Annotated in this window: 34 protein-coding genes; 18 read left to right on the top strand and 16 right to left on the bottom strand. The window is 67.4% G+C overall.

From position 1 onward, the window contains the following. Nucleotides 1–9 precede the first annotated feature (9 nt). The 4 genes from OXS31_RS00985 to OXS31_RS00970 all read left to right on the top strand — a co-directional run bounded on the left by OXS31_RS00985 (nucleotide 10) and on the right by OXS31_RS00970 (nucleotide 3,176). The gene (locus tag OXS31_RS00985) at nucleotides 10–480 is read left to right on the top strand and encodes a thioesterase family protein (protein ID WP_144954611.1); all 471 of its coding nucleotides are present in this window, start codon (nucleotides 10–12) and stop codon (nucleotides 478–480) included. Nucleotides 481–516: 36 nt separating this feature from the next. Then, nucleotides 517–1,671 carry a gamma-butyrobetaine dioxygenase gene (locus OXS31_RS00980; protein ID WP_267397204.1) on the top strand — a complete coding sequence of 385 codons (1,155 nt, stop codon included), beginning with the start codon at nucleotides 517–519 and terminating at the stop codon, nucleotides 1,669–1,671. Further along, nucleotides 1,668–2,657 carry an alpha/beta hydrolase gene (locus tag OXS31_RS00975; protein WP_260984937.1) on the top strand — a complete coding sequence of 330 codons (990 nt, stop codon included), beginning with the start codon at nucleotides 1,668–1,670 and terminating at the stop codon, nucleotides 2,655–2,657. Before OXS31_RS00980 ends, OXS31_RS00975 begins: the two co-directional genes overlap by 4 nt. A gap of 267 nt (nucleotides 2,658–2,924) precedes the next feature. Continuing rightward, nucleotides 2,925–3,176, top strand: a complete 252-nt coding sequence (locus OXS31_RS00970; RefSeq protein WP_007160239.1) for a hypothetical protein — start codon at nucleotides 2,925–2,927, stop codon at nucleotides 3,174–3,176. A 6-nt stretch (nucleotides 3,177–3,182) separates the two neighbouring features. On the opposite strand, the gene OXS31_RS00965 is transcribed toward OXS31_RS00970, so the two are convergent. The 3 genes from OXS31_RS00965 to OXS31_RS00955 all read right to left on the bottom strand — a co-directional run bounded on the left by OXS31_RS00965 (nucleotide 3,183) and on the right by OXS31_RS00955 (nucleotide 6,044). Further along, nucleotides 3,183–3,974: a phosphatase PAP2 family protein gene (locus OXS31_RS00965; protein ID WP_042135101.1), complete on the bottom strand. Its 792-nt coding sequence runs from the start codon at nucleotides 3,972–3,974 to the stop codon at nucleotides 3,183–3,185. Nucleotides 3,975–4,078: 104 nt separating this feature from the next. After that, nucleotides 4,079–4,957 carry an alpha/beta hydrolase gene (locus tag OXS31_RS00960; protein WP_027597302.1) on the bottom strand — a complete coding sequence of 293 codons (879 nt, stop codon included), beginning with the start codon at nucleotides 4,955–4,957 and terminating at the stop codon, nucleotides 4,079–4,081. Nucleotide 4,958: 1 nt separating this feature from the next. Further along, complete coding sequence (locus tag OXS31_RS00955) at nucleotides 4,959–6,044, bottom strand: tartrate dehydrogenase (RefSeq protein ID WP_144954617.1); 1,086 nt, start codon at nucleotides 6,042–6,044, stop codon at nucleotides 4,959–4,961. 105 nt (nucleotides 6,045–6,149) lie between these two features. Here OXS31_RS00955 and OXS31_RS00950 point away from each other — a divergent pair, with 105 nt between their 5' ends. The 3 genes from OXS31_RS00950 (at nucleotide 6,150) to OXS31_RS00940 (ending at nucleotide 8,592) form a co-directional block, all read left to right on the top strand. Beyond that, complete coding sequence (locus OXS31_RS00950; protein ID WP_074583259.1) at nucleotides 6,150–7,046, top strand: LysR family transcriptional regulator; 897 nt, start codon at nucleotides 6,150–6,152, stop codon at nucleotides 7,044–7,046. 74 nt (nucleotides 7,047–7,120) lie between these two features. Continuing rightward, on the top strand, nucleotides 7,121–7,960 hold the full coding sequence (locus OXS31_RS00945; RefSeq protein ID WP_027600567.1) for an AraC family transcriptional regulator: 840 nt from the start codon (nucleotides 7,121–7,123) through the stop codon (nucleotides 7,958–7,960). A gap of 47 nt (nucleotides 7,961–8,007) precedes the next feature. Next, nucleotides 8,008–8,592, top strand: a complete 585-nt coding sequence (locus tag OXS31_RS00940; protein ID WP_027597298.1) for a LysE family translocator — start codon at nucleotides 8,008–8,010, stop codon at nucleotides 8,590–8,592. Here the strand turns inward: OXS31_RS00940 and OXS31_RS00935 are convergent. The 3 genes from OXS31_RS00935 to OXS31_RS00925 form a co-directional block, all read right to left on the bottom strand. Next, nucleotides 8,589–8,924, bottom strand: coding sequence for a type II toxin-antitoxin system RelE/ParE family toxin (locus tag OXS31_RS00935; protein WP_108582247.1), 336 nt, complete (start codon nucleotides 8,922–8,924; stop codon nucleotides 8,589–8,591). The genes OXS31_RS00940 and OXS31_RS00935 overlap by 4 nt on opposite strands. After that, complete coding sequence (locus tag OXS31_RS00930) at nucleotides 8,925–9,173, bottom strand: type II toxin-antitoxin system Phd/YefM family antitoxin (protein WP_027597296.1); 249 nt, start codon at nucleotides 9,171–9,173, stop codon at nucleotides 8,925–8,927. It abuts the gene before it with no gap. Nucleotides 9,174–9,306: 133 nt separating this feature from the next. Beyond that, nucleotides 9,307–10,215, bottom strand: a complete 909-nt coding sequence (locus OXS31_RS00925) for a LysR substrate-binding domain-containing protein (protein ID WP_074583265.1) — start codon at nucleotides 10,213–10,215, stop codon at nucleotides 9,307–9,309. 111 nt (nucleotides 10,216–10,326) lie between these two features. Here OXS31_RS00925 and OXS31_RS00920 point away from each other — a divergent pair, with 111 nt between their 5' ends. Further along, nucleotides 10,327–10,929: an NAD(P)H-dependent oxidoreductase gene (locus tag OXS31_RS00920; protein ID WP_181084783.1), complete on the top strand. Its 603-nt coding sequence runs from the start codon at nucleotides 10,327–10,329 to the stop codon at nucleotides 10,927–10,929. Between the two features lie 262 nt (nucleotides 10,930–11,191). Here OXS31_RS00920 and OXS31_RS00915 read toward each other — a convergent pair whose 3' ends face one another. Further along, nucleotides 11,192–12,172: an aldo/keto reductase gene (locus tag OXS31_RS00915; protein ID WP_007160230.1), complete on the bottom strand. Its 981-nt coding sequence runs from the start codon at nucleotides 12,170–12,172 to the stop codon at nucleotides 11,192–11,194. A gap of 118 nt (nucleotides 12,173–12,290) precedes the next feature. Here OXS31_RS00915 and OXS31_RS00910 point away from each other — a divergent pair, with 118 nt between their 5' ends. Next, entirely contained in the window at nucleotides 12,291–12,719 is a 429-nt protein-coding gene (locus OXS31_RS00910) for an OsmC family protein (protein ID WP_007160229.1), read from the top strand. Nucleotides 12,720–12,833: 114 nt separating this feature from the next. Continuing rightward, complete coding sequence (locus OXS31_RS00905) at nucleotides 12,834–12,962, top strand: hypothetical protein (RefSeq protein ID WP_007160228.1); 129 nt, start codon at nucleotides 12,834–12,836, stop codon at nucleotides 12,960–12,962. Here the strand turns inward: OXS31_RS00905 and OXS31_RS00900 are convergent. The 3 genes from OXS31_RS00900 to OXS31_RS00890 all read right to left on the bottom strand — a co-directional run bounded on the left by OXS31_RS00900 (nucleotide 12,959) and on the right by OXS31_RS00890 (nucleotide 14,111). After that, nucleotides 12,959–13,231 (bottom strand): hypothetical protein, encoded by a 273-nt coding sequence (locus OXS31_RS00900; RefSeq protein ID WP_027597293.1) that lies wholly within the window; start codon nucleotides 13,229–13,231, stop codon nucleotides 12,959–12,961. The two genes, OXS31_RS00905 and OXS31_RS00900, sit on opposite strands and share 4 nt — an antisense overlap. A 164-nt stretch (nucleotides 13,232–13,395) precedes the next feature. Further along, complete coding sequence (locus OXS31_RS00895; RefSeq protein ID WP_037007495.1) at nucleotides 13,396–13,629, bottom strand: hypothetical protein; 234 nt, start codon at nucleotides 13,627–13,629, stop codon at nucleotides 13,396–13,398. Between the two features lie 65 nt (nucleotides 13,630–13,694). Further along, nucleotides 13,695–14,111: a MarR family transcriptional regulator gene (locus tag OXS31_RS00890; protein ID WP_027597291.1), complete on the bottom strand. Its 417-nt coding sequence runs from the start codon at nucleotides 14,109–14,111 to the stop codon at nucleotides 13,695–13,697. A 54-nt stretch (nucleotides 14,112–14,165) separates the two neighbouring features. Between OXS31_RS00890 and OXS31_RS00885 the strand changes: the two genes are divergently transcribed. Further along, nucleotides 14,166–14,960: a siderophore-interacting protein gene (locus OXS31_RS00885; RefSeq protein WP_144945405.1), complete on the top strand. Its 795-nt coding sequence runs from the start codon at nucleotides 14,166–14,168 to the stop codon at nucleotides 14,958–14,960. Further along, nucleotides 14,957–16,303, top strand: a complete 1,347-nt coding sequence (locus OXS31_RS00880; RefSeq protein ID WP_144954626.1) for an MFS transporter — start codon at nucleotides 14,957–14,959, stop codon at nucleotides 16,301–16,303. Before OXS31_RS00885 ends, OXS31_RS00880 begins: the two co-directional genes overlap by 4 nt. Here the strand turns inward: OXS31_RS00880 and OXS31_RS00875 are convergent. Further along, nucleotides 16,300–17,424, bottom strand: coding sequence for an aminopeptidase (locus OXS31_RS00875; protein ID WP_144954629.1), 1,125 nt, complete (start codon nucleotides 17,422–17,424; stop codon nucleotides 16,300–16,302). The genes OXS31_RS00880 and OXS31_RS00875 overlap by 4 nt on opposite strands. On the opposite strand from OXS31_RS00875, the gene OXS31_RS00870 reads away from it, so the two are divergent. Both OXS31_RS00870 and OXS31_RS00865 read left to right on the top strand, forming a co-directional pair. Then, entirely contained in the window at nucleotides 17,423–17,845 is a 423-nt protein-coding gene (locus OXS31_RS00870; protein ID WP_007160221.1) for a hypothetical protein, read from the top strand. The two genes, OXS31_RS00875 and OXS31_RS00870, sit on opposite strands and share 2 nt — an antisense overlap. A 34-nt stretch (nucleotides 17,846–17,879) precedes the next feature. Next, nucleotides 17,880–18,314 (top strand): hypothetical protein, encoded by a 435-nt coding sequence (locus OXS31_RS00865; protein ID WP_007160220.1) that lies wholly within the window; start codon nucleotides 17,880–17,882, stop codon nucleotides 18,312–18,314. A 42-nt stretch (nucleotides 18,315–18,356) separates the two neighbouring features. Here OXS31_RS00865 and OXS31_RS00860 read toward each other — a convergent pair whose 3' ends face one another. Then, nucleotides 18,357–18,533: a hypothetical protein gene (locus tag OXS31_RS00860; RefSeq protein WP_007160219.1), complete on the bottom strand. Its 177-nt coding sequence runs from the start codon at nucleotides 18,531–18,533 to the stop codon at nucleotides 18,357–18,359. A 104-nt stretch (nucleotides 18,534–18,637) separates the two neighbouring features. Further along, nucleotides 18,638–18,868, bottom strand: coding sequence for a DUF1161 domain-containing protein (locus OXS31_RS00855; protein WP_027597286.1), 231 nt, complete (start codon nucleotides 18,866–18,868; stop codon nucleotides 18,638–18,640). A 147-nt stretch (nucleotides 18,869–19,015) separates the two neighbouring features. On the opposite strand from OXS31_RS00855, the gene OXS31_RS00850 reads away from it, so the two are divergent. Further along, nucleotides 19,016–19,684 carry a hypothetical protein gene (locus OXS31_RS00850; protein WP_007160217.1) on the top strand — a complete coding sequence of 223 codons (669 nt, stop codon included), beginning with the start codon at nucleotides 19,016–19,018 and terminating at the stop codon, nucleotides 19,682–19,684. Here the strand turns inward: OXS31_RS00850 and OXS31_RS00845 are convergent. Then, on the bottom strand, nucleotides 19,666–20,895 hold the full coding sequence (locus OXS31_RS00845) for a spore maturation protein (protein ID WP_007160216.1): 1,230 nt from the start codon (nucleotides 20,893–20,895) through the stop codon (nucleotides 19,666–19,668). The genes OXS31_RS00850 and OXS31_RS00845 overlap by 19 nt on opposite strands. A 127-nt stretch (nucleotides 20,896–21,022) precedes the next feature. On the opposite strand from OXS31_RS00845, the gene OXS31_RS00840 reads away from it, so the two are divergent. The 3 genes from OXS31_RS00840 to ubiA are packed head-to-tail and all read left to right on the top strand — an operon-like array spanning nucleotide 21,023 to nucleotide 23,156. Then, nucleotides 21,023–21,592, top strand: coding sequence for a DUF2780 domain-containing protein (locus tag OXS31_RS00840; protein WP_267397145.1), 570 nt, complete (start codon nucleotides 21,023–21,025; stop codon nucleotides 21,590–21,592). Continuing rightward, entirely contained in the window at nucleotides 21,576–22,178 is a 603-nt protein-coding gene (locus OXS31_RS00835; RefSeq protein WP_027597284.1) for a chorismate lyase, read from the top strand. The genes OXS31_RS00840 and OXS31_RS00835 overlap by 17 nt, the downstream gene beginning before the upstream one ends. Nucleotides 22,179–22,208: 30 nt before the next feature. Then, nucleotides 22,209–23,156 carry a 4-hydroxybenzoate octaprenyltransferase gene (gene ubiA, locus OXS31_RS00830; protein WP_267397126.1) on the top strand — a complete coding sequence of 316 codons (948 nt, stop codon included), beginning with the start codon at nucleotides 22,209–22,211 and terminating at the stop codon, nucleotides 23,154–23,156. Here the strand turns inward: ubiA and OXS31_RS00825 are convergent. Beyond that, nucleotides 23,141–24,130: a DMT family transporter gene (locus tag OXS31_RS00825; RefSeq protein ID WP_027597282.1), complete on the bottom strand. Its 990-nt coding sequence runs from the start codon at nucleotides 24,128–24,130 to the stop codon at nucleotides 23,141–23,143. The two genes, ubiA and OXS31_RS00825, sit on opposite strands and share 16 nt — an antisense overlap. Nucleotides 24,131–24,516: 386 nt before the next feature. After that, nucleotides 24,517–25,470, bottom strand: a complete 954-nt coding sequence (locus OXS31_RS00820; RefSeq protein WP_027597281.1) for a LysR family transcriptional regulator — start codon at nucleotides 25,468–25,470, stop codon at nucleotides 24,517–24,519. Nucleotides 25,471–25,580: the final 110 nt, after the last annotated feature.

Here is a 25,580-nt window from a genome sequence, read left to right as displayed (position 1 = left end):
AGAAGGGTCATGCTGATCCACAGCACCACCGTCGCCCCCGAGTGGGTCGACTACAACGGCCATCTGCGCGACGCCTACTACCTGCTGATCTTCAGCCACGCCACCGACGCCCTGATGGACGCCATGGGCCTGGACGCCGCCGGCCGCGCCGCCAGCGGGCACTCGCTATTCACCCTGGAGTGCCATCTCAACTTCCTCCATGAGGTGAAGGCGGACGCCCAGCTGGAGGTGCGGGCGAGATTCCTGGCGCTGGATGCCAAGCGCCTGCACCTGCACTTCGGGCTCCATCACCAGGGGCAGACCGAGCTGCTGGCCGCCTCCGAACAACTACTCCTGCACGTCCATCTGGACGGCCCCCGCTCCGCGCCCTTCGCGCCGCGGGTACACGACTGGCTGGCGACCCGGCTGGCGGCGCAGCGGGACGCGCCCTGGCCGGAGCACGTTGGGCGGGTCATCGGCCTGCCGCCCGCGAGAAAATGACCAACGACCCCAAGGATCCAGCGGAGTCACCCTGACATGAGCGCCATCGCCGACTTCAGTACCTACAAGGTCATCAGCCCGATACGCAGCGCCCTGGAGGATGACACTCAGGTCACGGTGCTTTGGCTGGACGGCCGAACCAGTCCCTACCACCTGCTCTGGCTCAGGGACAACTGCCCCTGCTCGCGCTGTGTCTATTCCGTTACCCGCGAGCAGGTCGTCGAGATCCTGGATATTCCCGAAGACATTCAGGCCGCCCGGGTGACCCTCACGGACGACGGCAATCTGGACATCCTCTGGCAAGACGGGCATGCCAGTACCTACGACGCGGGTTGGTTGCGCGCCCACGCCTATGACGAGGAATCCCTCGCTGAACGGGAACGGCTGAAGCCGAAGAAAAGGCTCTGGGACAGCAGCCTGGCTGTTCCAGCCTTCCATTACACCGACGTAATGGCCGACGACGCCGCGCTGCTGGCCTGGCTGCTGGCAGTGAGAGATACCGGCCTGTCCCTGATCCACGGCGTGCCTACCGAAAGCGGCGCGCTCGTCCCCGTGGCGAAACGCATTTCCTTCATCCGGGAAAGCAATTTCGGCACGCTCTTCGATGTCCAGTCCAAGGTCGATGCGGACAGCAACGCCTATACCGCCTTCAACCTCCCGCTGCATACCGATCTGCCGACCCGCGAGTTGCAACCCGGTCTGCAATTCCTGCACTGCCTGGTCAACGACGCACGCGGCGGCAGCAGCACCTTCGTTGATGGATTCAAACTGGCGGAAGTGCTCAGGGAAGAAGACCCGCAGTCCTTCGAGATCCTCACCACCCTGCCCATCGAATTCCGCAATCGGGGCAGGTCTTCTGACTATCGCTACCAGGCGCCCATCATTGCCCTGGGCGAAAACCAGGAGGTGACGGAAATCCGCATGGCGAATTTCCTGCGTGGCCCCTTCAGCACCCTGCCCGCCACCATGCCGCTGCTCTACCGCGCCTACCGTCGCTTCATCACCCTGACGCGCGACGTTCGCTTCCGCTATCGACACCGACTCGAAGCGGGTCAGCTGTGGTGTTTCGACAACAGACGCGCCCTGCATGCCAGGGATGAATTCGACCCTGCCAGCGGCGCGCGTCACTTCCAGGGCTGCTATGTCGACAGAGACGAATTGCATTCCCGGATTCGCGTGCTGCAACGATGAGCCAGCCACCGCTGTCGGCGGACATGGCCGCCTTCGTCGCGGCCAGCCAGGCCTTCGCCACGGCCGACCCGGACTTTCAGGCTCAGCGCCAGGCCTACGCCCGACTCTGCGCCGCCTTGGCGCCGGCTGACTATCAGGGCCTGGCGGTCAGCGATCACCGCGCCAGCGACGTGCCATTGCGGTTGGTGGCGCCGCGGGAGCCCACCGCTGACCGTCCCGCCCTGCTCTATCTGCATGGCGGCGGCTGGATGCTCGGCGATCTGGATTCCCACGGTTTTCTCGCGGCGCGGCTGGCGCGGCGACTGGGGCTGGCGGTTCTGCTGGTGGACTATCGCCTGGCGCCGGAGCATCCCTATCCCGCCGCTCTGAACGATGCCCGCCAGGCCTGGGACTGGCTGCAGCAGCACGCCCCGACACTGGGGCTGGACCCGACCCGGCTGGCGGTGGCCGGCGACAGTGCCGGCGGCAATCTCGCCGCCGCCCTATGCCTGGCGTTGCGGCAGCAAGGGCGTGCCCAGCCCCGGGCCCAGGCGCTGATCTATCCGGCGCTGACCGCGCGGGTGCTGCCCAGCGAACGCCGGCAGGCCGCGGCGCCGTTGCTGAGCACGGCCGACTGGCGGGCGTGTCTGGAGGTCTATCTGCCTCGCCAGGCGCAGCGCCGGGAATCTCTCGCCCTGCCCCTGGAGGCTAGCGATTGCAGTGGACTGGCGCCGGCCTTTGTCGCCGTGGCCCGGCGCGATCCCCTGGCCGACCATGGCCGCGCCTATATCGCCGCCCTGCGTGCCGGCGGAACGCCCGGTCGCCTGTGGCAAGGCGCCGGTCTGCTGCACGGCGCCCTGCGCGCCCAGGGTCGGCGGGCCGAGGCGCTGCGCGAGGCCCTGGAGCGCTTTCTCGCGGGCGAACTGGGCGCCCTGCCCCCTGCTGACCTGGCAAAAGACAAAAAAAAACCTCAACCGCTGGAGACGGAAGAGGTTCAAACGCCCTGATGGGCCTCAGTGTGTAACCGGGGGTTGCTCGACTCTGGTGGCGAACAACCGGAAAATGTCGTTGATAGGCGCCATTCTAACCGCGAACGTCGCTCTTGACCCTGCGGCAGATTGTCCGGGCATGACGTCGTAATAAACCTACATTGCCTGGCTGGCGGGCGCGACGCTTTCCAAAAACGACATCCGGCTATGCGGCGACGCCAGCCCGGCTTGCCGTCTGCGACGCCGATGGGAGAATCCAGGCATTCCACCGGAGAGGGCAGCACCATGATGATCGCCGACTTGATCGACCAGGACGACTTCCGCGACCGCCTGCGTGCGCTGGGTTTCAACGTAACGCCCGCGGCCACCGCGGACGAGGCCTGCCGCCAGGCGGTGACGGGACTCAACCAGGAGCGCGCCCAGGCCTTGCGGCAGTTGATCCAGGAATTGCTGTCCGGCAGCGCGGCGCTGCTGCCGGCGGTGCGCCAGGCCATCGACCAGCAATTGCTGCCAGCCCTGGCCCAGCCACGCGGCTAGCAGGCGCTAGGGCCGCAGCAGACTCAGCCGACCCAGCAGCGGCAACCGGCCCAGACTCCGCAACGGCGGCGTCAGCAGGCGCTCACCCTGGCGGGCGAAGACGGCCGCCAGCGGCGTATGCAGGCCCAGGCTAATGACGGCCAGGGCTAGCGCCAGACCGCCGATATAGTCATCCGAGCCCCAGTGGGCGCCGGCCACCAGGCGCGGCAGCATGAACAGCACGGCCAGCGCGGCCACCATCAACCGGCGTCCGCCGCGGGTGAAATGCGCCATGAACAGCGCCCAGAGCAGCAGCACCGAGGCATGGTCGCCGGGAAAGCTGGCGCCGGATCTGTCCTTCAATTCCCAGCCGTGCTCCAGTCCGGGAAAGCGATCGCTGAGCAGATAGGCGCCCGAGAGCACATCGGACGGACTGGAATGCTGCAAACCCCAGGCTTCGATGCCCTTGGTCAACAGCGTTCGCACGATCAGCAGGATCACCAGCAGGCCGATGAAGGCCGCCAGCGCCGGGCGCACCTGCCGGGCCGGATAGGCCCAGCCGCCACGGACCAGGAGCGCCAGCAGCACCAGGCCAACGAGGGCATCCACCGGTCTCAGGCTGAAGAAGGTCCAGAGGTAGAGCCAGGCGGTGGACTGGGCCAGGGGCGCGTTGAGGGCATGGAACAACCCGGCGTCGAAGGCCAGCAGCTGGCTGCGCACACCCGGAATCAGCCAGAGCAGCAACAGGCCCAGAGCCAGTCCCTGGCACAGCGCCAGGCGGCGCCACTGCCAGGTGGAAGCGAAGAGTGGAGCGTTCATCGAGGTCTCTTTTCACGAAAATTTCACGAATAGACCCGCTCGACCTCGATAACGTCACACTTTGTTACAGCCAGATGATGCAACACTCCTTTGCAGTCACCGCGTCAACCAAAGAAGGCCAGGGCCTCCTCTACCACCAGATCCGGTAGCTCTTCCGCCAGGTAATGCCCGCCCGGCAAGGCGCGGCCGCTGACCTGGGTGGCCACCTGGCGCCATTCGGCGAGGGGATCGAAGCAGCGCCCCACGGTGCCTTCCGCACCCCAGAGTATGCGCAGCGGCAATTCCAGCCGGCGCCCGGCATCCAGATCGGCCTGGTCATGCGCCAGGTCGATCCCGGCGCTGGCGCGATAGTCCTCGCAGATACCACGGGCAGTGCCGGGCAGGCTCAGGCAGCGCAGGTATTCGGCCAGCACCTCCGGCGGAAAGGGCGCCAGGCCAGCGCTGCGGGTACCCATCACGCCCTTGAGATAGCCTTCCGGATCGGCTTCGATCAACCGCTCCGGCAGCGGCGCCGGGCGGATCAGAAAGAACCAGTGCCAGTAGGCGCGGGCGAAGGCCTCGTCGGTCTGCCGATACATGGCCAGGGTCGGCGCGATGTCCAGCAGCAGCAGCCGCTCCACCGCCGCGGGATGATCCAGCGCCAGGCGATGGGCGACCCGGGCGCCGCGGTCGTGGGCCAGCACGGCGAAGCGCTCATGGCCCAGCCGGCGCATCAGCTCGACGTTGTCCCGCGCCAGGGTACGCTTGCTGTACGCCTCGGCACCCGCCTCCGGCTTGGCGCTGTCGCCATAGCCGCGTAGATCGGCGGCCACCAGGGTGAAGCGCTCGGCCAACCGCGGCGCTACCTTGTGCCACATGACAAGTGTCTGCGGATGACCGTGGAGCAGCAGCAGCGCCGGGCCCTGACCGCCGACGCGGCAATTGAGCTCGACGCCGTTGACGCTCAGCCGCCGCTGTTCGAATCCCGCGAAGAGACCGTCCATCTCAGGTCAAGGCCGCGGCGATGGCCTGCCCCAGGCTTTCGGTGGTGCCCTGACCGCCGAGGTCGCGGGTCAGGGGTGCCTGCTCGGGACCCTGGCGCAGCACCGCCTCGATGGCCGCCACCACGGCAGCGCCGGCCTCGGCATGGCCGAGGTGTTCCAGCATCATGGCGCCGCACCAGATCTGGCCGATGGGATTGGCGATGCCCCGCCCGGCGATGTCCGGCGCCGAGCCGTGCACCGGCTCGAACAGGCTGGGAAAGGTGCGTTCCGGATTGATGTTGGCCGAGGGCGCGATGCCGATGGTGCCGGTGCAGGCCGGACCCAGGTCGGAGAGGATGTCGCCGAACAGATTGCTGGCCACCACCACGTCGAACCAGTCCGGGTGCAGGACGAAGTTGGCAGTGAGGATGTCGATGTGGAACTTGTCCACCGCCACCTCCGGATAGGCCTTGCCCATCTCTTCCACGCGCTTGTCCCACCAGGGCATGGTGATGGCGATGCCGTTGGACTTGGTGGCCGAGGTCAGCTTCTTGCGCGGCCGCTGCTGGGCCAGGTCGAAGGCGAACTTGAGGATGCGGTCGGTGCCGTGACGGGTCATCACCGTTTCCTGGATCACCACCTCGCGTTCGGTGCCCTCGAACATGATGCCGCCGACGCTGGAATACTCCCCTTCGGTGTTCTCGCGCACCACATAGAAGTCGATGTCGCCCGGCTGACGATTGGCCAGGGGCGCCTTGACCCCAGGCATCAGCCGGCAAGGCCGCAGGTTGACGTACTGGTCGAAGCGGCGGCGAAATTGCAGCAGCGAGCCCCAGAGGGAGATGTGGTCGGGTACCACGTCCGGCCAACCGACGGCGCCGAAGTAGAGGGCGTCGTAGTCCTTGAGCGTCTCGAACCAGTCGTCCGGCAGCATCTTGCCATGGGCCTGGTAGTACTCGGCGCTGGCGAAGTCGAAGTGGTCCCACTGCAGCGAGAGTCCGAAGCGGCGGGCGGCGGCGTCCAGCACGCGGATGCCTTCGGGCATGACTTCCTTGCCGATGCCGTCTCCGGCGATGACCGCGATCTTGTGGAGCTTGGACGCTTGCATGGAGGTTCTCCGGCAGTCTGGGTGAGATGGACCCAGTGTAGTCCTGCGCCAGGGGCGTACAATCCCGCCACAGGGAAAGCCATTCTTAACCTGGGATCAAGAATCTTGTCCGCCGATGACCTCGCCTTCTTTGTCCGCCTGGCTGGCCACCCCAGCCTGACCGCCGCCGCCCGGGAACTGGGCCTGTCGCTGGCGGCCGTCAGCAAGAGACTCACCGCCCTAGAGCGCCGGCTGGGCGTGCAGCTGATCCGCCGCACCACGCGACGCCTGGACCTGACCCCGGAAGGCCTGCGCTATCTGGAAGGCGCCCGTCCGCTGCTGACTCAGCTGGAGGATCTCGAGGCCGCGGTTGGCCGACCCGATGCGCCCCTGAGTGGCACGCTCAATCTCAACGCCACCTTTGGCTTTGGCCGCCGCCACCTGGCGCCGTTGCTGTCGGACTTCGCCCGCCGTCATCCCGAGCTGGAGCTCAACCTGCACCTTTCCAGTCATCCGGTGAATCTGCTGGACGGCCCCTTCGACCTGGACATCCGCGTCGGCGAGCCGCCGGACGCCCGGGTCATCGCCCATCGCCTGCTGGACAACCGCCGCCTGCTCTGCGCCGCCCCCAGCTACCTGGCCCGGGCCGGCGTGCCGGAAAGCGTGGCCGACCTGGCGCACCACAACTGCCTGGTGCTGCGCCAGGACGCCGGCGACTACGCCGTCTGGCGCTTCACCAAGGGCGGCCAGCATTTCGCCCAGAAGGTCCGCGGCAGCCTGAGCAGCAACGATGGCGAGGTGGTGGTGCGTCTGGCGCTGGAGGGCCACGGGCTGATCCTGAGATCGGAATGGGACGTGGCCGAGCTGATCGTCAGCGGCGCCCTGGTGCCGCTGCTGACCGATCACGAGGCATCGGCGGCGGCCATCTATGCGGTGCACCGCCAGCAGCGCCACGTGCCGCGCCGATTGTCGGAACTGATCCGCCACCTGGCACGGGAGCTGCCCGCGCGGTTGGGACGCTAGGGCTGCACGAATCTTCCAGACCGACATCAGGTCAGTAACTAGACTGAAAGGCCCGAAAGCCCCCTTCTCTCGCCATGGCCGACGATCACTGGATCCAGCTGCAGCAGGACGCCGAGACCGGCATCGAGACCCTGCGCGCCCATTTCGAGGGCCATGCCTATGACCCGCACTGGCACGACGCCTATCTGGTGGGCTACACCGAGCAGGGCCTGCAGCAATTCCACTGCCGCGGCCAGCGCCACCTGAGCACCCCCGGCCAGGTCTTTCTGCTGGAGCCCGGCGAACTACACGACGGCCAGGCGCCGGAAGCCGAGGGCTTCACCTATTCCATGCTCTATCTCGATCCCCAGTGGCTGGCGCGCGAGCTGCAGGGCTTGCATGGCGACGGCCGACCCCTGGGCGAACCCGGCTTTGCCCGGACCCTGGTGGCGCAGGCCGAGCTGCATCGCGCCGTGGCCTGGGCCCATGAGGTCCTGAGTCGTCCGGAATTGCGCATCGTCCGCCAGAGCGCGCTGGACGCCCTGCTACTGCGCCTCCTGCCGCAACTGCAATGGCGCGCGCCCCAGGCCGGCGATCCGCGGCTGCCCCAGGTGGCCCTGCGCGCTCGCGACTTCCTGCATGCCCATCACCATGAAGACATCGGCCTTGAGGAGCTGGCCAGGGCCGCCGGGGTGGACAGATTCCGCCTGACCCGCGCCTTCAAGGCCGCCTTCGGCCTGGCGCCCCATGCCTATCTGGTACAGCTGCGCCTGTCGCGTGCACGCCGCCTGCTGGCCGATGGTCTGTCGCCGGCGGAGACCGCGGCCGCCCTGGGCTTCGCCGACCAGAGTCACCTGGGGCGCTGGTTCCGCCGCGCCTATGGCCTGACCCCGGCGGCCTATCGCGCGCGCTGCTCGAATCTTCCAGACCGCTAGCGGCAAGGCTTGCGACCCTGGTGGCTCAGTCCTCTCGGGAGTCCCCCATGTCCCTGCTGCCCTTTCTGCTGTTCGCCCTGGTCGCCTCCATCACCCCGGGGCCGACCAATGTGCTCATCCTCGGCCACAGCGCGCGCCATGGCGCCCGAGCCAGCCTGCCGCTGGTGCTGGGCGGCAGCCTGGGCGCGGTGGCCCTGGTGCTGGTGGTGGGTTTCGGACTCGGCCAAACCCTGGCGCAACACCCCGACTGGCAGCGCGCCCTGGCCTGGGCCGGGGTGCTCTGGCTGAGCTGGCTGGCCTGGCAACTGGCCCGCGCCGGGGCGCCCGCGGTGGCGGACGACAGTGCCCGCCTCGGTTTCGGCGGCACAGCCGGATTGCAGGTGCTCAACCCCAAGAGCTGGAGCATGGCGCTGGCGGTGGTGACCGTCTATGCCGAACCCGGTGCCGATCTCTGGCACCAGGTGCTGGTGCTGGCCCTGGTGTTCCTGCTGGTGTCCGTACCCTGCCTGGGCCTCTGGGCCCTGCTCGGCCGGGTCGCGGCGCATGGTCTGAAATCGACCCGCGCCTGGCGCGGCTTCAACCTGGGGATGGCGGCGCTGCTGCTCGCCTCGGCCTGGGCGACGGTGGTCTAGCGCAACAGGCAGTAGCGGATCAGCGCCTTTTCCACGCTCTGCTTCTGCCTGAGTACCAGCAGCACGACCACCGCCTGTTCCGCAGCCTTGATCTCGTAGAAGACCCGGAAACCGTCATGACTGAATTCACGGTAATGCAGTACGCCCAATTCACTGGCCTGGCGGCTGACGGGAAAAGCCATGGGCGCTGCTGGCAGCTGGCTCTCGACGGCTTCGATCAGCCCGATAACCCTGGCGAGCGCCTTCTGCTGGCTGGTGTGATCGGCCAGATGATGGATCTGATCTTCCAGACTCAGGGTGGCGCACTCGGTAAACCGTAGCGTCACGCTCATTCACGCTCCTGAGAAACGCCCAGCCAGGCGATCCTTGATCTGCGCAGCGGTTTGATGCTGTCCCTCGTCATCCTCACGCGAGCTCATGGCCAGCAACTTGACCAGGGCAATGGCCTCGTCGCGGCGCTGGCGCTCCGCATAGGACTCGACGACATAGGCCGGTACCCCGTTCTGAGTAACGATCATGGGCTCGTCGAGATCCAGATTGGCCGCATGGCGCTTCAAGTAGCTGATGGTTTCGGTTTTCATCGGATGTCCTCTGGGGCCGAATGCCTGGGTTTCCCGACGGAGATGACCCAGGCAGTAATAGATCGCCCATCAGACTACCAGTGGCACACCAGAGAACCAAATACAGACCGAATAAGGACTGGACAGTCCTAAGCTAGACCGGCGCCCCGTCGTGCGTCTGGAGACTGGCCTCCAGATGCTCCAGCCAGGCTCGCACGGCCGGCAGTTGGCCGCGACGGTGGGCGTAGGCGGCCTGCAGATGGCCACCGGGGATGGACCAGTCCGGCAACAGGCGCTGCAGGCGGCCTTCGGCCAGCTCGGCCTGGCAGTAGATCAGCGGCAGCACCGTGTAGCCGAGACCGGCCAGGGCGGCGGTCTTGCGGACACCGAAGTCGTCGATGCCCAACCGGGCCTCCAGGACCAGTTCGCGCCGTTCGCCCTGGGGGCCCACCAGACGCAGATGCACCTTGCGATCCACTTCGAGCGCGCCGAGCAGCGGCAGGCCCAGCAGGGCTTCCGGTGTATCCAGGGACCGGCCGGCGAGCAATTCGGGAGTCGCCACCAGCACCACCGCGGCCTGACGCAACCGCCGCACCACCAGCCCCGGCTCCTCGTCGGCGAGGTCCCGCACGCGCAGGGCGACGTCCACCCCTTCGTTGATGATGTCCACCCGCCGATTGACCAGCAGCATGTCCAGCTGCACCTGGGGATAACGCGCGAGGAACTGCGTCACCACCTCCGGCAGGTACTGCTGCGCCAGGGCCACCGGGCAAGACACGCGCAGCGGGCCGCGCGGTTCGCTGGACAGGCTGGCCGCCGTCTCGGCGGCGCTCTCCGCCTCGCGCAGCAGCGCCTGGCAGTGCACCAGGTAGCGCTCGCCAAGGGTGGTCAGGGTCAGGGTACGGGTGGTGCGCTGCAGCAGCCGCGCGCCCAGGCGCGTCTCCAGCTCGGCGATGCGCCGGGACAGCCGCGACTTGGGAATGCCCAGCAGCCGCCCGGCGGCGGCGAAGCCACCGGCTTCCACCACCTTGGCGAAGTAGGCGAGATCATTGAGGTCTTGCATGGACGATTGTCCTATCCATGGGACGAAGCATCGCATTCTAGGCGACTAATCAGCCGATCGTCTTATCGGTAGTCTGGGCTCATCGCGTCGAACCCTACAGGACTACCGCACATGAAACTCTTGCACATCGATTCCAGCATCCTCGGTGATCACTCCGCCTCCCGTGCCCTGACCGCCAAGGTGGTCGCCGCCCTCAAGGCCGCTACCCCCGGACTGGAGGTCAGCTACCATGACCTCGCCCACGACGCCCTGGGGCACTTCTCCGCCGCCAGCCTGGCCGCCGGTGCCACCCCCGGCGAGCAGCGCAGCGCCGAACAGCGCGACGAAGCCGAGCGCAATGCCCGCGCCCTGCAGGAATTCCTCGCCGCCGATGTCCTGGTGCTGGGCGCCCCCATGTACAACTTCACCATCCCGACCCAGCTCAAGGCCTGGATCGACCGCATCACCGTGGCCGGCACCACCTTCCGCTACAGCGAAGCCGGTCCGGTGGGTCTCTGTGAAGGCAAGAAGGCGATCATCGTCGCTACCGCGGGCGGCATCCATGCCGGCAAGCCCACCGGCATCGCCCACGAAGACTATCTGAAGCTGCTGCTGGGCTTCCTCGGCATCACCGATGTCCAGATCGTCCGCGCTGAAGGCCTGGCCTATGGCGACGAAGCCAAGAACGCGGCCCTGGCCAGCGCTGAACGCCAGATCGCCGACCAGTACGCCTGAGTCCGGACGCCCTCACCCCAGGCCCCTCTCCCTCAGGGAGAGGGGAGCTAGCGACTCCTCGCGCATGGGCAGGGGCAGTCTGAAAAGTCGAGGTCGGAGTGAAGGGGCCCTCACCCCCGGCCCCTCTCCTTGAGGGAGAGGGGAGCTAGAGCCCAGAGATCAAGCTTCGTGACGGCCTGAGCGCCGGAACTCATTCCTCGCGCCATCCCGCTCTTCCCCCTCTCCCTCCGGGAGAGGGCCGGGGTGAGGGCTGCTCGCGTATTTAGCTGAACCCCACCACCGGATGCGGCACATAGGGCGCTTCCAGGGCACCGATCTCTTCTTCGCTCAGGCGCAGCTCCAGCGCCGCCACCGCATCCTCCAGATGCTGCGGCTTGGACGCCCCGACGATGGGTGCGTCGATCCCTGGCTTCTGCAGCAGCCAGGCCAGGGCCACCTGGGCACGGGGTACGCCACGGGCTTCGGCGATGCGCGCCACGGCGGCGACGATCTGCCGATCGGATTCCTCACTGGCGGTATAGAGCGTCTTGCCGAAGGCGTCGCTTTCGGTGCGCGCGGTGCTGGCGTCCCAGTCGCGGGTCAGGCGGCCGCGGGCCAGCGGACTCCAGGGGATCACGCCGATGCCGGCGTCGCGGCACAGCGGCAGCATCTCCCGCTCCTCTTCGCGATTGAGCAGATTGAGGTGGTTCTGCATGGTGGCGAATTTTGTCCAGCCATGGCGTTCCGCCGTGTGCAGCGCCTTGGCGAATTGCCAGGCATACATGCTGCTCGCACCGATGTGCAGCGCCTTGCCCGCCTTGACCACGTCGTGCAGGGCTTCGAGGGTCTCCTCGATGGGGGTGTGATAGTCCCAGCGGTGGATCTGGTAGAGGTCGACATAGTCGGTGCCCAGCCGCTGCAGGCTGGCGTCGATGGCGGCGAAGATCGCCTTGCGCGACAGGCCGCCGACATTGGGCTTGTCGCGCAGCGGGAAGTACACCTTGGTCGCCAGCACGATCTCCTCGCGCACGGCGTTGGCCTTGAGAAAGCGGCCGACGATCTCTTCGCTGGTGCCGTCGGAGTAGCTGTTGGCGGTGTCGAAGAAGTTGATGCCGAGGTCCAGCGCCTTCTTCAGCAGCGGCTGGCTCTGGTCTTCCGGCAGGGTCCAGGGGTGATTGCCGCGCTCGGGGACGCCATAGGTCATGCAGCCGAGGCAGAGGGGCGAGATCTTCAGACCGGTGCGGCCTAGATTGCGATAGTTCATGGGGGCCTCCAGGGATGGTCGAAAAGGGTTGACCACGTGGGTCCCGGATCGACTGCAACGAACTTACCGGCTGCCGTCTGGTTCTAGATGAATTCTCATCCACAACCGGAGACGCTCCATGAAAAAATATGCTTCCGCGGTCTGGCAAGGCGGTCTGAAGGATGGCAAGGGCCATATCTCCACCGAGAGCGGCGCGCTCAAGGACAATGCCTACGGCTTCAACACCCGTTTCGAAGACACCCCGGGTACCAATCCCGAGGAACTGATCGGCGCGGCCCATGCCGGTTGCTTCTCCATGGCCTTTTCCATGCTGCTGGGCCAGAACGGTCTGACCCCCGAGCGCATCGAGACCAAAGCCGACGTGACCCTGGACAAGGTCGGCGACGGCTTCGAGATCACCACCATCGATCTGACCATGAAGGCCAAGATCCCCGGTGCCACCCAGGAGCAGTTCACCACCATCGCTAACCAGGCGAAGGAAGGCTGCCCGGTGTCCAAGGTGCTCAAGGGCGCCAAGATCAACCTGAACGCCACGCTCGAAGGCTAAGGGTCTGAGGTGCCTGCCGGTGCCGCCTGGCATCGGCAACACCGCGTCATAAAGGCCGTTCGCAGCGACAGGCCGAATCGCTAGACTGCTCCGACCTCGCTTTCGGAGAGCACGATGAACGACTCCCTCTTCATGACCCTTTTTTCCATCCTCGCCGTGTTGCTGCTGGGCGGCGGCATCTACGGCTGCGTGATCCTCAATCGCCAGCGCAAGGACATCGAGAAGAACGACAGCGAAGGCTAGGCCAGGCGCCGACCTGCCAGATAGCGCACGCCCTCGGCACCGAAGCGCTCCGAATGCGGCTCCTGGGCGGCCAGGTGGAAGACCTCGCCAACGCCATAGTGGCGCTCGCCCGTGGCCGTGCGGATGTGCAAGTCGCCTTGGACGACCAGCGCCTTGGCTTCGAAGGGATGAGCATGGGAGTCCAGGCGGCCCAGGGCCTCGCGCTCGACCAGTACCGGCGGCTGGAAGCCCTCGCGGGCGAGTTGCTCGATGAAGGTGATCTGGTCCAAGAGTGCTCCTCACGCTGAAGGGAGATGATCCGCGTCCAGGCTAAAGCGCCCACCTGCTTTTGACCCGTTCAAAATCGCTATGGCGGGCCCTGGTACGGACTATGACCGGCCAGGGCCGCTGGCGCGTGGCAGCCCCCGGCTGGCCCGAGGTTCCACGTGGAGCATCAGCGTTCCAGCTTGCGCTCGACCTCGGCGGTCTTACGGCTGATCTCCTCGGCTTCCTGCTCCTTGGTCTTGATATCGGTGGGCGTGATGACCTTGTCGATGCCATCGGTCGGCGTCGATTCCGGCTGTTCCATGTCCTTTTTCACCACGTCTACCGGCCGTCCCGCCTCGTCGAGCGCGGGTTCGTTGGGTGGGGTCTTGCCCAGATGGGCATCGGAACGCTGGTCGCTCATGAAGGGCTCTCCTCGGTAGGGTCCTTCTTTCGAGCGCGACGACCGCTGCGGAGTTCGCCCGCCGCTCAATTGCGGATCCGCACCCGCTCCAGATAGGCCAGCAACTGCGCCTGCTCGGTGGCGTCCAGCGGCGCGAAGACCGCTTCCAGGGCCTGGGTGCGCGGCACCTGGGCCTGATCCAGCGCCTGGCGACCCTGCTCCGTGAGATGGACCAGCAGCGCCCGGCGATCCTGGGGATGGGGCTCGCGCCGGACCAGGCCGTCGCGTTCCAGGGCATCGAAGGCATCGGTCAGGGTGCGCGGCGCATGGCGCAGCTGTTCGGCGACCTCGCCCGGACGACAGGGGCCCAGGCGTTCCAGCACCTTGAGCACCTTGTAGCGGGCAAAGGAAAGTCCGGAGGCCTTGAGGGTCTCATCCAGTTGTTGGCGCATCTGCCGTTTCAGATCCATCAGGGCTTCGGCAATAGCGGCGGCGGTTGACATGAAAGCTGCTTACCTCGAATATAGTGAGGAACCTCAATGAATGGTACCTCCGCAATGGCGACATCTTTTCACAGCCGCGAGGGCGATGCCAGTGCCCCTCACCTTTTCCAGCGCGTGCGCTTCGACCTCAAGCGTCGCTGGGCAACCGTCGTCCGCCGCGAAGAACTCGGTGGCGACCTGCTGCGCCTGACCTTTGGCGGCAGCGACCTGGCCGATTTCCAGAGCGCGGCCTTCGACGAGCACGTGAAACTCTTCGTCCCCGCCGACACCACGCCGATTCGCGCCGCCAGCCCCGAACAGCTGGTGGGCCGTCACTACACGCCGCGCCACTACGATGCCGCCCGTGGCGAACTGGCCATCGACTTCTACCTGCATGAAGCCGGGGTGCTGACCACCTGGGCGCGCCAGGCGCAGCCGGGTGCCGAGCTGATCATCGGTGGACCCAAGGGCGCTCTGGTGCCGCCCGAGGATTTCGACTGGTACCTGCTGGCCGGCGACGAGACCGCCCTGCCCGCCATCGCTCGCCGCCTGGAGCAGCTGGCAGCCGGCGTCCGGGTAGTAGTCGTTGCCGAAGTGGCCCGTCCGGGCCTGGAAATCGCCCTGCCGACGGCCGCGGCCGCCGAGATCCGCTGGGTCTATCGCGAGACCGCGGCCGAGGCCCTGGTGCAGGCCCTGGAGCAGCTGGAGCTGCCGGCAGGCGAAGGCTATGCCTGGATCGCCGGCGAGGCCACCCAAGCCCGCGCCGCGCGCCAGGCGCTGTTGGCCAAGGGACTGCCGCGGGACTGGGTCAAGGCGGCCGGCTACTGGAAGCTCGGCGAGAGCGACCAGCATGTGAAGGTCGAGGATTGAGCACCGCCACCGCCGTCACCGACGGCCTGCCCCTGCCCCGCCGCTATCGCGCCGTGGCCGCCCTGCTGCTGGCCATCAGCATGACGGTGCTGGACAGCGGCATCGCCAACCTGGCGCTGCCCAGCATCGCCGAGGCCCTGGACGTCTCGGCGGCGGCGGCGGTCTGGATCGTCAGCGCCTATCAGCTGAGTCTGGTGGCGCTGCTGTTTCCCCTGGCCGCGGTGGCCGAGCGTCACGGTCTGCGGCCGGTCTTCGCCGCCGGGGTCGGGATCTTCGGCCTGGCCTCCCTGGGCTGCGCCCTGGCGCCGGATCTCGCCAGCCTGGTGGCTGCGCGGGCGCTACAGGGGGTGGGTGCCGCCGCCATCATGTGCGTCAGCGCCGGTATCGTCCGCCTCTCCTATCCCCGCGACCGCCTCGGGCGTGGCATCGCCATCAATGCCCTCTGCGTGGCTCTGGGGTCGGCTGCCGCCCCCAGCCTGGGCGCCGCCATCCTGGCCCTGGGTGGCTGGCCCTGGCTGTTCGCCGTCAATGTGCCCGTGGCGGTGCTGATCGCGCTGCTGGTGCACAACCTACCCGACAGCCCCCGCGCGCAGCGCCGCCTCGACCCGCTCAGCGTGCTGCTCAACGCCCTGCTGTTCTGCGCCGGCATCGGCGGTCTGGAGCGCCTCGGCGCCGCGCCGGTGCAGGGCTTGGGTCTGCTGCTGCTGGCCGCTGCCAGCCTGGTGCTGCTGGTGCGCCGCGAGCGCGGTCTGCCGGCGCCGCTGTTGCCGGTCGATCTGCTGGGGCTGCCGGCCATGCGCCACTCGGTGCTGGCCTCGGTCTGCTCCTTTGCCGCGCAGATGCTCTGCTTTCTCGCCCTGCCTTTCTATCTGCAGCACCAGCTCGGACTAGTGCCGTTGCAGGTGGCCCTGCTGATGCTGGCCTGGCCGCTCACCGTGGCCGTCTCGGCGCAGGTGGCCGGGCGCCTGGCCGACCGCCACCCGCCGCAGCGCCTTTGCATGCTTGGTGGCCTGGGCATCGCCCTGGGGCTGGCCGCGGCGGCGATCATGCCGTTGGAGCGCTCGACCGCCCTGCTGATCCCCTGCCTGATTCTCGGCGGCATCGGCTTCGGCTTCTTTCAGGTGCCCAACAACAGGATCATGCTGACCGCCGCCCCGGCCGGTCGCAATGGCGCCACCGGCGGTGTCCAGGCCACGGCGCGGCAGACCGGCATGGCCCTGGGCGCCGCGGCCCTGGCGCTGCTGCTGCATCTGGATGGCAGCCTGGCCCCGCGGCTGGGACTGGCTCTGGCGGCGGCTCTGGGTCTGGTCGCCGCCTGGTCCAACTGGCGGGCACCGCGCTAGGACTGGGGGCCTGCCTCCGGCCCGAGCAGCGCCCTGAGCGCCTGCTCGCGCTCGGCCGCCGGGCGCTCGCCCAGCAGCCGGACCCGATGGAAGAAGGCCGGCCAGTTGCCCGGGTGCTGTCGATAAAGGGCGGCAAAGGCCGGCACCCACTGTTCGTACAGGCCATAGGGCACCAGCCGCGCATTGTTGAGCGGCTGCTGCATCCAGCCATCGAAGCGGCGGTCGTCCCGCCAGGCCGGGGTGGCGCGCAGCCGCTGGTAATCGCTGCGCAACTGCGCGAAGCGGCAGGCCTTGGCCGCGCGCTTGGCCTCGGCCGTCAATGGCTGGGCATAGAGCCGGGCCAGGTCGGCGCGGGTGGTCAGCAGCAGGGCGCGGAATTGCTGGTAGCGGGCTTCGCGCCCCGCATCCGGCGGGGGTAGACCGCGACTGGCGCGCCATTGCCGCAGGCCTTCGCCCTCGACGAAGGTGGCATAGGACTCGTTGAAGGCGGTATCGCCGGGCAGATAGAAGCGCTGGTGCGCCAGTTCGTGGAAGATCGTCGCCGCCACCTGATCGTCGTCCCAGCGCAGCATGCTGCTGAGCAGCGGATCGCTGAACCAGCCCAGCGTCGAATAGGCCGGCACGCCACCGACATAGGTGTCCTGGCCCTCGGCCTGCAGCCGCTGCGCCTCGCCTCGCGCCCGGGCTTCCTGGTAGTAGCCGCGATAGGCCACGCAACCGGCGATGGGAAAGCAGTGGGTGGTGGGCCGGGTGGAGAATTCGGCGGTGGCGAAGACGTTCCACAGCACGAAGGGCCGCTTGAGTTCGACGAAACTGCGATAGCTGGCGTTGTCGGGCAAGGCCAGCTCGGCGCTGGCGAAGCGGCGGGCCGCCGCCGCGACGGCCAGGCGTTCGCGCAGGGCGGCGGGTCGCGCGGGATCTGCGACGACCGTCGCAATGGGCTCGCGATCACGGATCAGCGCCCATTGGCCCTGTACCATCTGACCGTAGTACCCGACCGAGGTACAACCGCTCAGTCCGATCACGAGGGACAGCAGCGCCAGCCAGCGGCTCGTGCGTTGCGCAGGCAGGGTGCCTGGCTGGGTGGCGCGCCCTTCCCTGCCCGGAGTTGTAGCCGTCATGCGTAGACTGTGCCTGCTGTTGCCTGTGCTGTTCCTAGGTGGCTGTTCCCTGTGGCCGTTGCCCAAGCCGGATCCGGCGCAGGCCTGGATCGATCTGGACAGCGACGGCAAGGCCAAGCTGGAAGCCCTGCGCGCCGACCGCAAGGATCTCGAAGACAGGCGCTACTTCCAGGTCTGGCCGGGGAGCCACGATCTGCAGGTACGCTACCAGTTCGAGGTGCAGCCCACCAACATCGGCGCCCAGGTGGCCGATCCGCTGGCGCGCACCTGCCTGGTGACCCTCAACTACAAGGCCTTCGCCGCCGGCGAGCGCTATCGCCTGGAAGCCGGCCAGACCGGCTGGCGGCCCTGGGCGCGCCTCTATGACGAGCGCAACCAGGAAGTCGCGCGTAGCACTGCCAGTCGTTGCGGCGACGTGTAGACTCGGCTGATCTCCCTGTCGCGAGTCGCCGTCCATGCGCCTGCGCCTGCTGGTCCCCCTGCTGCTCCTGCTCGGCGGCTGCACCACGCCGCTGCCCCCCAAGGATCCCCACCAGGCGTGGGTCGATCTGGTGCTGCGCGAACCCGCGGTGGGCGCCTCGCTGCTGGCCGAGGCCCAGGACGGCAAGCGTCTCGATGACGGCCGCTACTTCCAGCTCACCCCCGGCAGCCACAGCCTCAAGGTGAGCTATCGCTACGAACTCTATGGCGGCGGTGGCTTCGGTTCGCGCTTCGGCTGGCGCGAACCGCTGCAGATCCAGTGCTATCTGGAACTGGACTATCCGGACTTCCAGGCCGGCCGGCGTTATCGCCTGGAGGCCGAGAACACCTTTGGCCAGGGTCAGATCACCCTCTACGACGGCCCGCGCGAACTGGTGAGTTCCGAGCGCGGCATCTGCTCGCCCTTCTGACCACGGCTGGCAGAGCGGCCGGCACGGTCGGGTGAAGGGCTACTAGGCAGGCACGCTGAGCCAGTCGTCCTGGCTGCGATCCTGGGTGCGGACCGTCAGCGGGCGGCCCTTCTGCTCGCGCAGCTGGCGACTCATGCGCAGGAAATCCTCGCGTTCCATCCAGCGCGGCGCGGGCTGGGCAAGGGACAGAGCTTGGCGAATCCGGGCGAACGGCGACATGGCATTACCCTCTTGGCTAAATACTGTATGCGCAAACAGTACTAAGCCAGGCGGAACTGTACAAGCATCCAGCGGATGAACGGTCTGTCTCCCGGTCCGGGAGTTCAGTCGTTGCGCTGGTAGAGGATCTTGTAGGTCCCGTTGGCGCAGCTGCCCACCACCATGTTGGGATCGCGCACCTCGGCATTGGGGACCGCTTCGAGGGTATAGGCGGTCACCCCGGCCGACTGGATCTTGACCTCGATGTCGGCCTTGAGCTGATCGCAGGAAAGGGGTTCGGCCAGCACGGCGGTGCTCAGCAGGGTGGTGCAGCAGAGGAGCGATAGACGCAGCATGGCGGTTTTCCTTGGCGTGATGACCTCTCAGGCTTGGACGCCCGCGCTGTGGCGATGTTCTCAGCGCGGCCCTTTGGCCAGCGAAGCGGTGGAACCTGGAACCCGAACGGTATTTCCGATGGTCATTCCGTTCAGCGAAGTGCTCCCATGTTCCAGTGGTTGAAAGACAATTCCCAGGTCCTCACGCTCTTCGCCCAGTGCTGCACCCTGGGCGTCTGGGTGCTCTATGCGCAGCTCCTGCTCAACAACTACAAGCGCCAGCGTCAGCCGCGGCTGATCATCAACCGCGGCGCCGGCAAGGGCGTAGGCGCCCTCTGCCTGCTGTCCAACATGAGCGCCGAGCCGGTGTTCATCAACCAGCTCACGGTGATCCTCAAGACCAATCGCGAGACGCTCTACACGGATGTCACCGACATCCGCGAGAGCGGCCAGGATGACGTCGATCCCGATCTGGTGCTGGGCCAGGCTACCCACCAGGGACCGCTCAACACCGGCGACTTCACCCACATTGGCACCTTCCAGGGCCTGATTCGCCGCGCCGCCGAGTACAACGGCCTGACCCTGGAAGACCACCGGCCGCCCGAGGGCTGGGTGTTCGAGGGCCTGGAGATCCGCGCGGTGGCCTTCTACGGCTCGGATCACGACCCCATCGGGGTGCGCCGGCGCTTCCGCCTGGGCCAGCACGACGGCCACTACTGCGCGCTGATCGCCGAGGACTGGCAGACCCAGCAGCTGACCACGCGCCGCCAGCGGCGCATGGTGCAGGACGAGTGGATGGTCGAGCTGGAGCCCAAGGCTCAGCCAAAGAACCAGTAGCAGATCAGGATCGAGGCCGTGACCCCGGTGAATTCCGCCAGCAGGGCGCAACCCACCGCATGGCGGGCGCGCTGGATGCCCACCGCGCCGAAGTACACCGCCAGCACATAGAAGGTGGTTTCGGTACTGCCCTGGATGGTCGCCGCCACCAGCGCCGGAAAGCTGTCCACGCCATGGGTCTGCATGGTCTCGATCAGTAGCGCGCGGGCGGCGCTGCCGGAGAAGGGCTTGACCAGGGCGGTGGGCAGCGCCTCGACGAAGCGGGTGTCCCAGCCAAGGAAGGTCACCGCATGGCGGATGCCTTCGAGAACGGCCTCCAGGGCGCCGGAAGCCCGCAGCACCCCCACCGCGCACAGCATGGCGACCAGATAGGGCAACAGCGACTTGGCGACGTCGAAGCCTTCCTTGGCGCCTTCGACGAAGGCTTCGTAGACCGGCACCTTGCGCAGAGCGCCAAGGATCATGAACGCCAGGATGATGCCGAACAGCGTCAGGTTGCCGAGCAGCGACGACAACCCGGCCAGCGCCGTGGCGGTCAGGGTGAAGAGAAAGGCGACGAAGGCGCCGAAGGCCAGGGCGCCGCCGCCGATCCAGGCCAGCACCACCGGATCCCACAACTTCAGCCGCTGCATGAAGGCCACCGAGAACAACCCCACCAGATTGGCGCAGGTGTGGGCCAGCAGGATCGGCAGGAACACCAGGGTCGGATCGGTGGCGCCCTGCTGGGCGCGGTACATGAACACCGTCACCGGCAACAGCGTCAGCGAAGAGGCATTGAGCACCAGGAAGAGGATCTGCGCATTGCTCGCCGTGGTGCTGCTGGGATTGAGCTCCTGCAGGGCGCGCATGGCCTTGAGGCCGATGGGCGTGGCGGCGTTGTCCAGACCCAGGCCGTTGGCGGCGAAGTTGAGGGTGATCAGCCCCAGCGCCGGATGGCCGCGCGGCACCTCGGGCATCAGCCGGGCGAACAGCGGCCCGAGCAGCCGCGCCAGGGCGTCCACCAGCCCGGCCTTTTCGGCGATGCGCAGGATGCCGAGCCAGAGGGTCAGGGTGCCGAACAGGAGCACCATGACCTCCACCGACAGCTTGGCCATGGCGAACAGACTCTCCACCATGGCGGCGAAGACCCCGGCGTTGCCGGCGACCAGCCATTGGCCGAAGGCGCTGATCCCGGCAACGATGAAGAAGCCCAGCCACAACCCGTTGAGCATCGCGGTTCTCCCGGCAAAACGGCGATGATAACCGCAGCGTCCGCTCCCTGCAGGGACGCCGTTCAGTCTGTGGTCATCGCCGCCGGGTTATCCTCTGACCTTTCACGCAACCCGCTGGAGTCCGCCCATGCGTCTGTCCGTTCTCGCCCTGCCGCTGGTGCTCGCCGCCAGCCCGGTGTTCGCCTTCAACCTCAACGACGCCGTCAACGCCTACAACAGCGCCAATGGCAACAACAACGCCAAGGCCACCGCCGCCGCGGCGGCCACGCCCCAGGCCCAGGGCCTGCTGCAGGCGCTGACCAGACAGCTCAACGTCACCCCGCAACAGGCCGTGGGCGGCACCGGCGCCCTGCTCGGCCTGGCCAAGAATCAGCTGGTGGGCAACGACTATCGCCAGCTGGCCAAGGCCGTGCCGGGACTGGACCAGCTGGCCGGCGCCAATGCCACCGGCGGCCTGGCGCAACTGGGCGGCCTGGGCAGTCTGCTCGGCGGTGGTGGTCAGGACGCCAAGCAGAGTCCGCTGGGCAGTCTGCTGGGCAATGTCGACAGCCGTCAGGACGTCGACAAGACCTTCAACGCCCTGGGCATGAACAGCGGCATGACCAGCCAGTTCGCCCAGGTGATCCTTGGCTATCTCGGCAAGCAAGGTACCCAGCCCTCCCTGCTGAGCACCCTGGGCAATGTCTGGGGCCTGTGACGGCGCCCCGCGCTGGCGGACCCAGGCGGCGGCCGGCGCGGAGCCGGATCATTCCGAGGCGCCGTGCGGCTGGCTCTATGCCGACCGCGGCTCCCTCACCGAACGCCTGACCGCCCTCAGTGGCGGGCGCTTCGCCGTCGAGGTGATCGCCGAAGGCTGGCAAGCGCTGCGGCCGGACGAGTGCCAGGCGCTGGAGGTGCCGCCAGCCAGCCCTGGCTGGGTGCGCGAGGTCTGGCTGCGCGGTGCTGGCGAGGCCTGGGTCTTCGCCCGCAGCGTGGCGGCGCGCGAAGCCCTGGAAGCGGCGGATTTCGACCTGGCGGCGCTGGGCGAGCGCCCCCTCGGCCACTGGCTGTTCCAGGCGCCGGCCTTTGTCCGCGGACCACTGGAGGCCTGTCGCTATCCGCTGGCCTGGTTGCCCGCAGGAGCGGCCACCACGCCCTGCTGGGCCCGGCGCTCGGTGTTCCGGCGCGGTCCCCTGGCGATCCTGGTGGGCGAGGTCTTCCTGCCGGCCTTCTGGCCGCACGCGCGGCGCGAGGGCGGGTCGACTCATCACGACGGCAGCGGCGAAATCCCAGGGCCCCTATAATCGCCGGGCCCTTCGCCATGCAGCCGTCCGATGAAAAAGAACGCCTCCCGTCCCCGTGATCGCCGTCCCGCCGCGCCCCGCGGTCCCGAGCCCAGCGCCCGGGTGATCGCCACGCGCCCCCGCCGCGAGCGCATCCGCGACTTCGTCCAGCTGACCCGGCTGGACCGTCCCATCGGCATCTATCTGCTGCTCTGGCCCACCCTCTGGGCGCTGTGGATCGCCGCCGAGGGCGTGCCGAGTCTGAAGAATCTGCTGATCTTCGTGCTCGGCGTGGTGCTGATGAGATCGGCCGGCTGCGTGATCAACGACTTCGCCGACCGCAATTTCGACGGCCACGTCGCCCGCACCAAGAACCGCCCCCTGGCCACCGGGCGCATTTCGCCCAAGGAAGCCCTGCTGTTCTTTGCCGTGCTGGTGATGCTCAGCTTCGGCCTGGTGCTCTGCACCAATGCCGCCACCGTCTGGCTGTCCTTTGGCGCCCTGGGCGTGGCGGCGCTCTATCCCTTCATGAAGAGATACACCTACTACCCCCAGGCGGTGCTCGGCGCGGCCTTTTCCTGGGGCATGCCCATGGCCTTCACCGCCGAGACCGGCGAGTTGCCGGCGGCGGCCTGGCTGCTGTTCGTCGCCAATGTGATCTGGACGGTGGGCTACGACACCTACTACGCCATGGCCGACCGCGAAGACGATCTCAAGATCGGGGTGAAATCCACCGCCATCCTGTTCGGCGACGCCGACCGGGTGATCATCGCCACCCTGCAGGGCCTGACCCTGTTCTGCCTGGCGCTGGCCGGCGGCCGCTTCGGCCTGGGCTTGCCTTTCTACCTGGGCCTGGTGGTGGCGGCCGGCTGCTTCGCCTGGGAATTCCACGTCACCCGCGACCGTGATCCTCTGGTGTGCTTCAAGGCCTTCCTGCACAACCACTGGGCGGGGCTGGCGATCCTCGTCGGCATCATCGCCGATTACGGACTGCGCTGAGCCGGAGCGCCCGCGGCGGCATCGGCCACCACCTCCGGCAGCGCCTCGGGTTGCGTCGCCGGCACCGCCCGGGCCTTCTTGGCCTTGGACGCCTTGCGGCTCTGCTGCCAAGCCACCGCCAGGCCGCTGGCGCAGATGATGAGGATGCCGATCAGCGCGCCGCTGTCCGGCACATGACCGAAGACGAAATAGCCGATGATGCCGGCGGTGACGATCTGGCCGTAGCTGAAGGGCGCCAGCAGCGCCGGTGGCGCATAGCGGAAGGCCTGGGTCAGCAGCAGGTGGCCGGACATGCCGAAGAGGCCGAGCAGGGCCAGCATGAAGCCGTGGGTCAGGGTCGGGATCTCCCAGAAGAAGGGCACCACGCTGCTCAGCACCAGGGTGTTGATGATGCCGGTAAGGAAGTTGCTGGTGGTGGGGCTGTCGATGCCGCTGAGCAGGCGGGTCAGCAGCTGGTAGAGACCGAAGCACACCGCCGAGCAGACCGGTAGCAGCACCGCCGGGGTGAACAGCTGGCCGCCCGGCCGCACGATGATCAGCACCCCGATGAAGCCGGCCAGCACCGCCGCCCACTGGCTGCGGGTCACGGTTTCCTTGAGCAGCGGCACCGACAGCGCCGTCACCATCAGCGGGGCGAGAAAGTTGACCGCCGTGGCCTCGGCCATCGGCAGATAGCGCAGCCCGGTGGTGAAGAACAGGCTGCAACCGATCAGGCACAGCGCCCTGAGCACCTGCAGGCCGGGTCGCTTGGTGCGGATCACCGCCAGTCCCGAGCGCGGGATGAAGATGCCCATCATCAGCAGGGTGTGGGAGAGGTAGCGGGCCCAGACCACCATGACTACCGGATAGAAGCCGGACAGGTACTTGGAGAGGGCATCGTGGGAGGCGAACAGCCAGACCGCGAGGCAGATCAGGGCGATGCCCTTGAGCGGCTGGTCGGCGAATCTCAGAGTGGGTCCTGCTGGGGCGCTCATTGGACTCCCGTGGCGCTTGGAGCCTGTTCAAAGTCTGCTGCGCGTCGGCCAAACGTCGTTGAAAATGCCTTCGGAATGCTCATTTACCCTTTGTAAACTCCGCTTCCTCAGGCCTTTTCGCCTTGTTTGTCGCTAGCTCGCGAGACCTTGAACACGCTCTGACGGCGGTCCCTGACCGCCTGCGTGATCCGGCCGTCCTGCACGGCGGTCCGTCGGCGTGGGCACCGACTCGGGACATGGACCTCGACGATGGCGGAGTGTGCCGTCGAGCACCCATCCTGTCGCCCTCAGGACCGCAATACCGGGCGATATTTCAATAGCTTACTAACTATGGCCCGGCGCGCGGCCCGGTCTCTTCCGAGCTTAGTCCAAGGGGCCCGTCGATCTCAATGCGCTTGGCCGACGACTTCGCTGACGGCCCGCACAAACGCCTCGTCCGCTTCCAGCGCCCCGGGGATCTGTTCGCGCAGATAGGCCACCCAGGTGCGGATCTTGGCATCCAGGTACTGCCGCGAGGCATAGAGGGCATAGGCATTGAGCCGCTGCAGGCGATAGGCCGGCAGCACCCGCACTAGGCTGCCGTCGCGCAGGCCGTCCACCGCCGAATAGAGCGGCAGCACGCCGATGCCCAGGCCCTGGCGCAGGGCTTCGGTCATGGCGTCGCCGACGTTGACCTGGAAGGGGGTCTCGCCGATGCGATAGGTCTCAGGGCCGTTGGGGCCCTCGAAGTGCCAGCGGTCGAAGGACACCACCGGACTGATGAATCTCAGGCAGGCGTGGTCGGCCAGCTCCGCCGGCGTCTGTGGCTGACCATGCTCCGCCAGGTAGGCGGGCGAGGCGCAGAGGATGCTGTAGGTGTGGCCGATCTGCTGGGAGACGAAGCCGGAATCGGGTAGCTCGGCCGCCACCACGATGGCCAGGTCGAAACCCTCTTCGAGCAGATCGGGAATGCGGTTGGCCATGGTCAGGTCGAAGCGCACCTCGGGGTGCAGGGCGCGATAGCCGGCGATGGCGCGGATCACGTAGTGCTGACCGATGCCGGTCATGCTGTGCACCCGCAGCCGTCCCTCGGGGCGCGCCTGGGCGTGCCCGGCCTCGGCTTCGGCTTCCTCGACATAGGCAAGGATCTGCTCGCAGCGCGCCAGGTAGCGCTGGCCGGCCTCGGTCAGGGCGATGCGTCTCGTGGTCCGGTGCAGCAGGCGGGTGCGCAGATGGGTTTCCAGATGGGCCACCGCCCGGGAGACGTGGGCCGTGGTGGTCTGCAGCGTCTGGGCCGCCCCAGTGAAGCTGCCGCTCTCCACCACGGCGACGAAAACGCGCATGTTGTGCAGGGTGTCCATGCCGCCTCGACAGTCGGGAAAAGCGTCATTCTCCATATTATTTCAGTATGTGAAACAAAGATTCGCCGGTTCGCGCGCTAATCGGCCACCCTGGAATTTTATAGAATCGT

Source organism: Pseudomonas sp. GM_Psu_1, assembly GCF_026544185.1.
Taxonomy (GTDB): domain Bacteria; phylum Pseudomonadota; class Gammaproteobacteria; order Pseudomonadales; family Pseudomonadaceae; genus Chryseomonas; species Chryseomonas oryzihabitans.
This window is presented reverse-complemented; position numbering and strand designations above follow the sequence as displayed.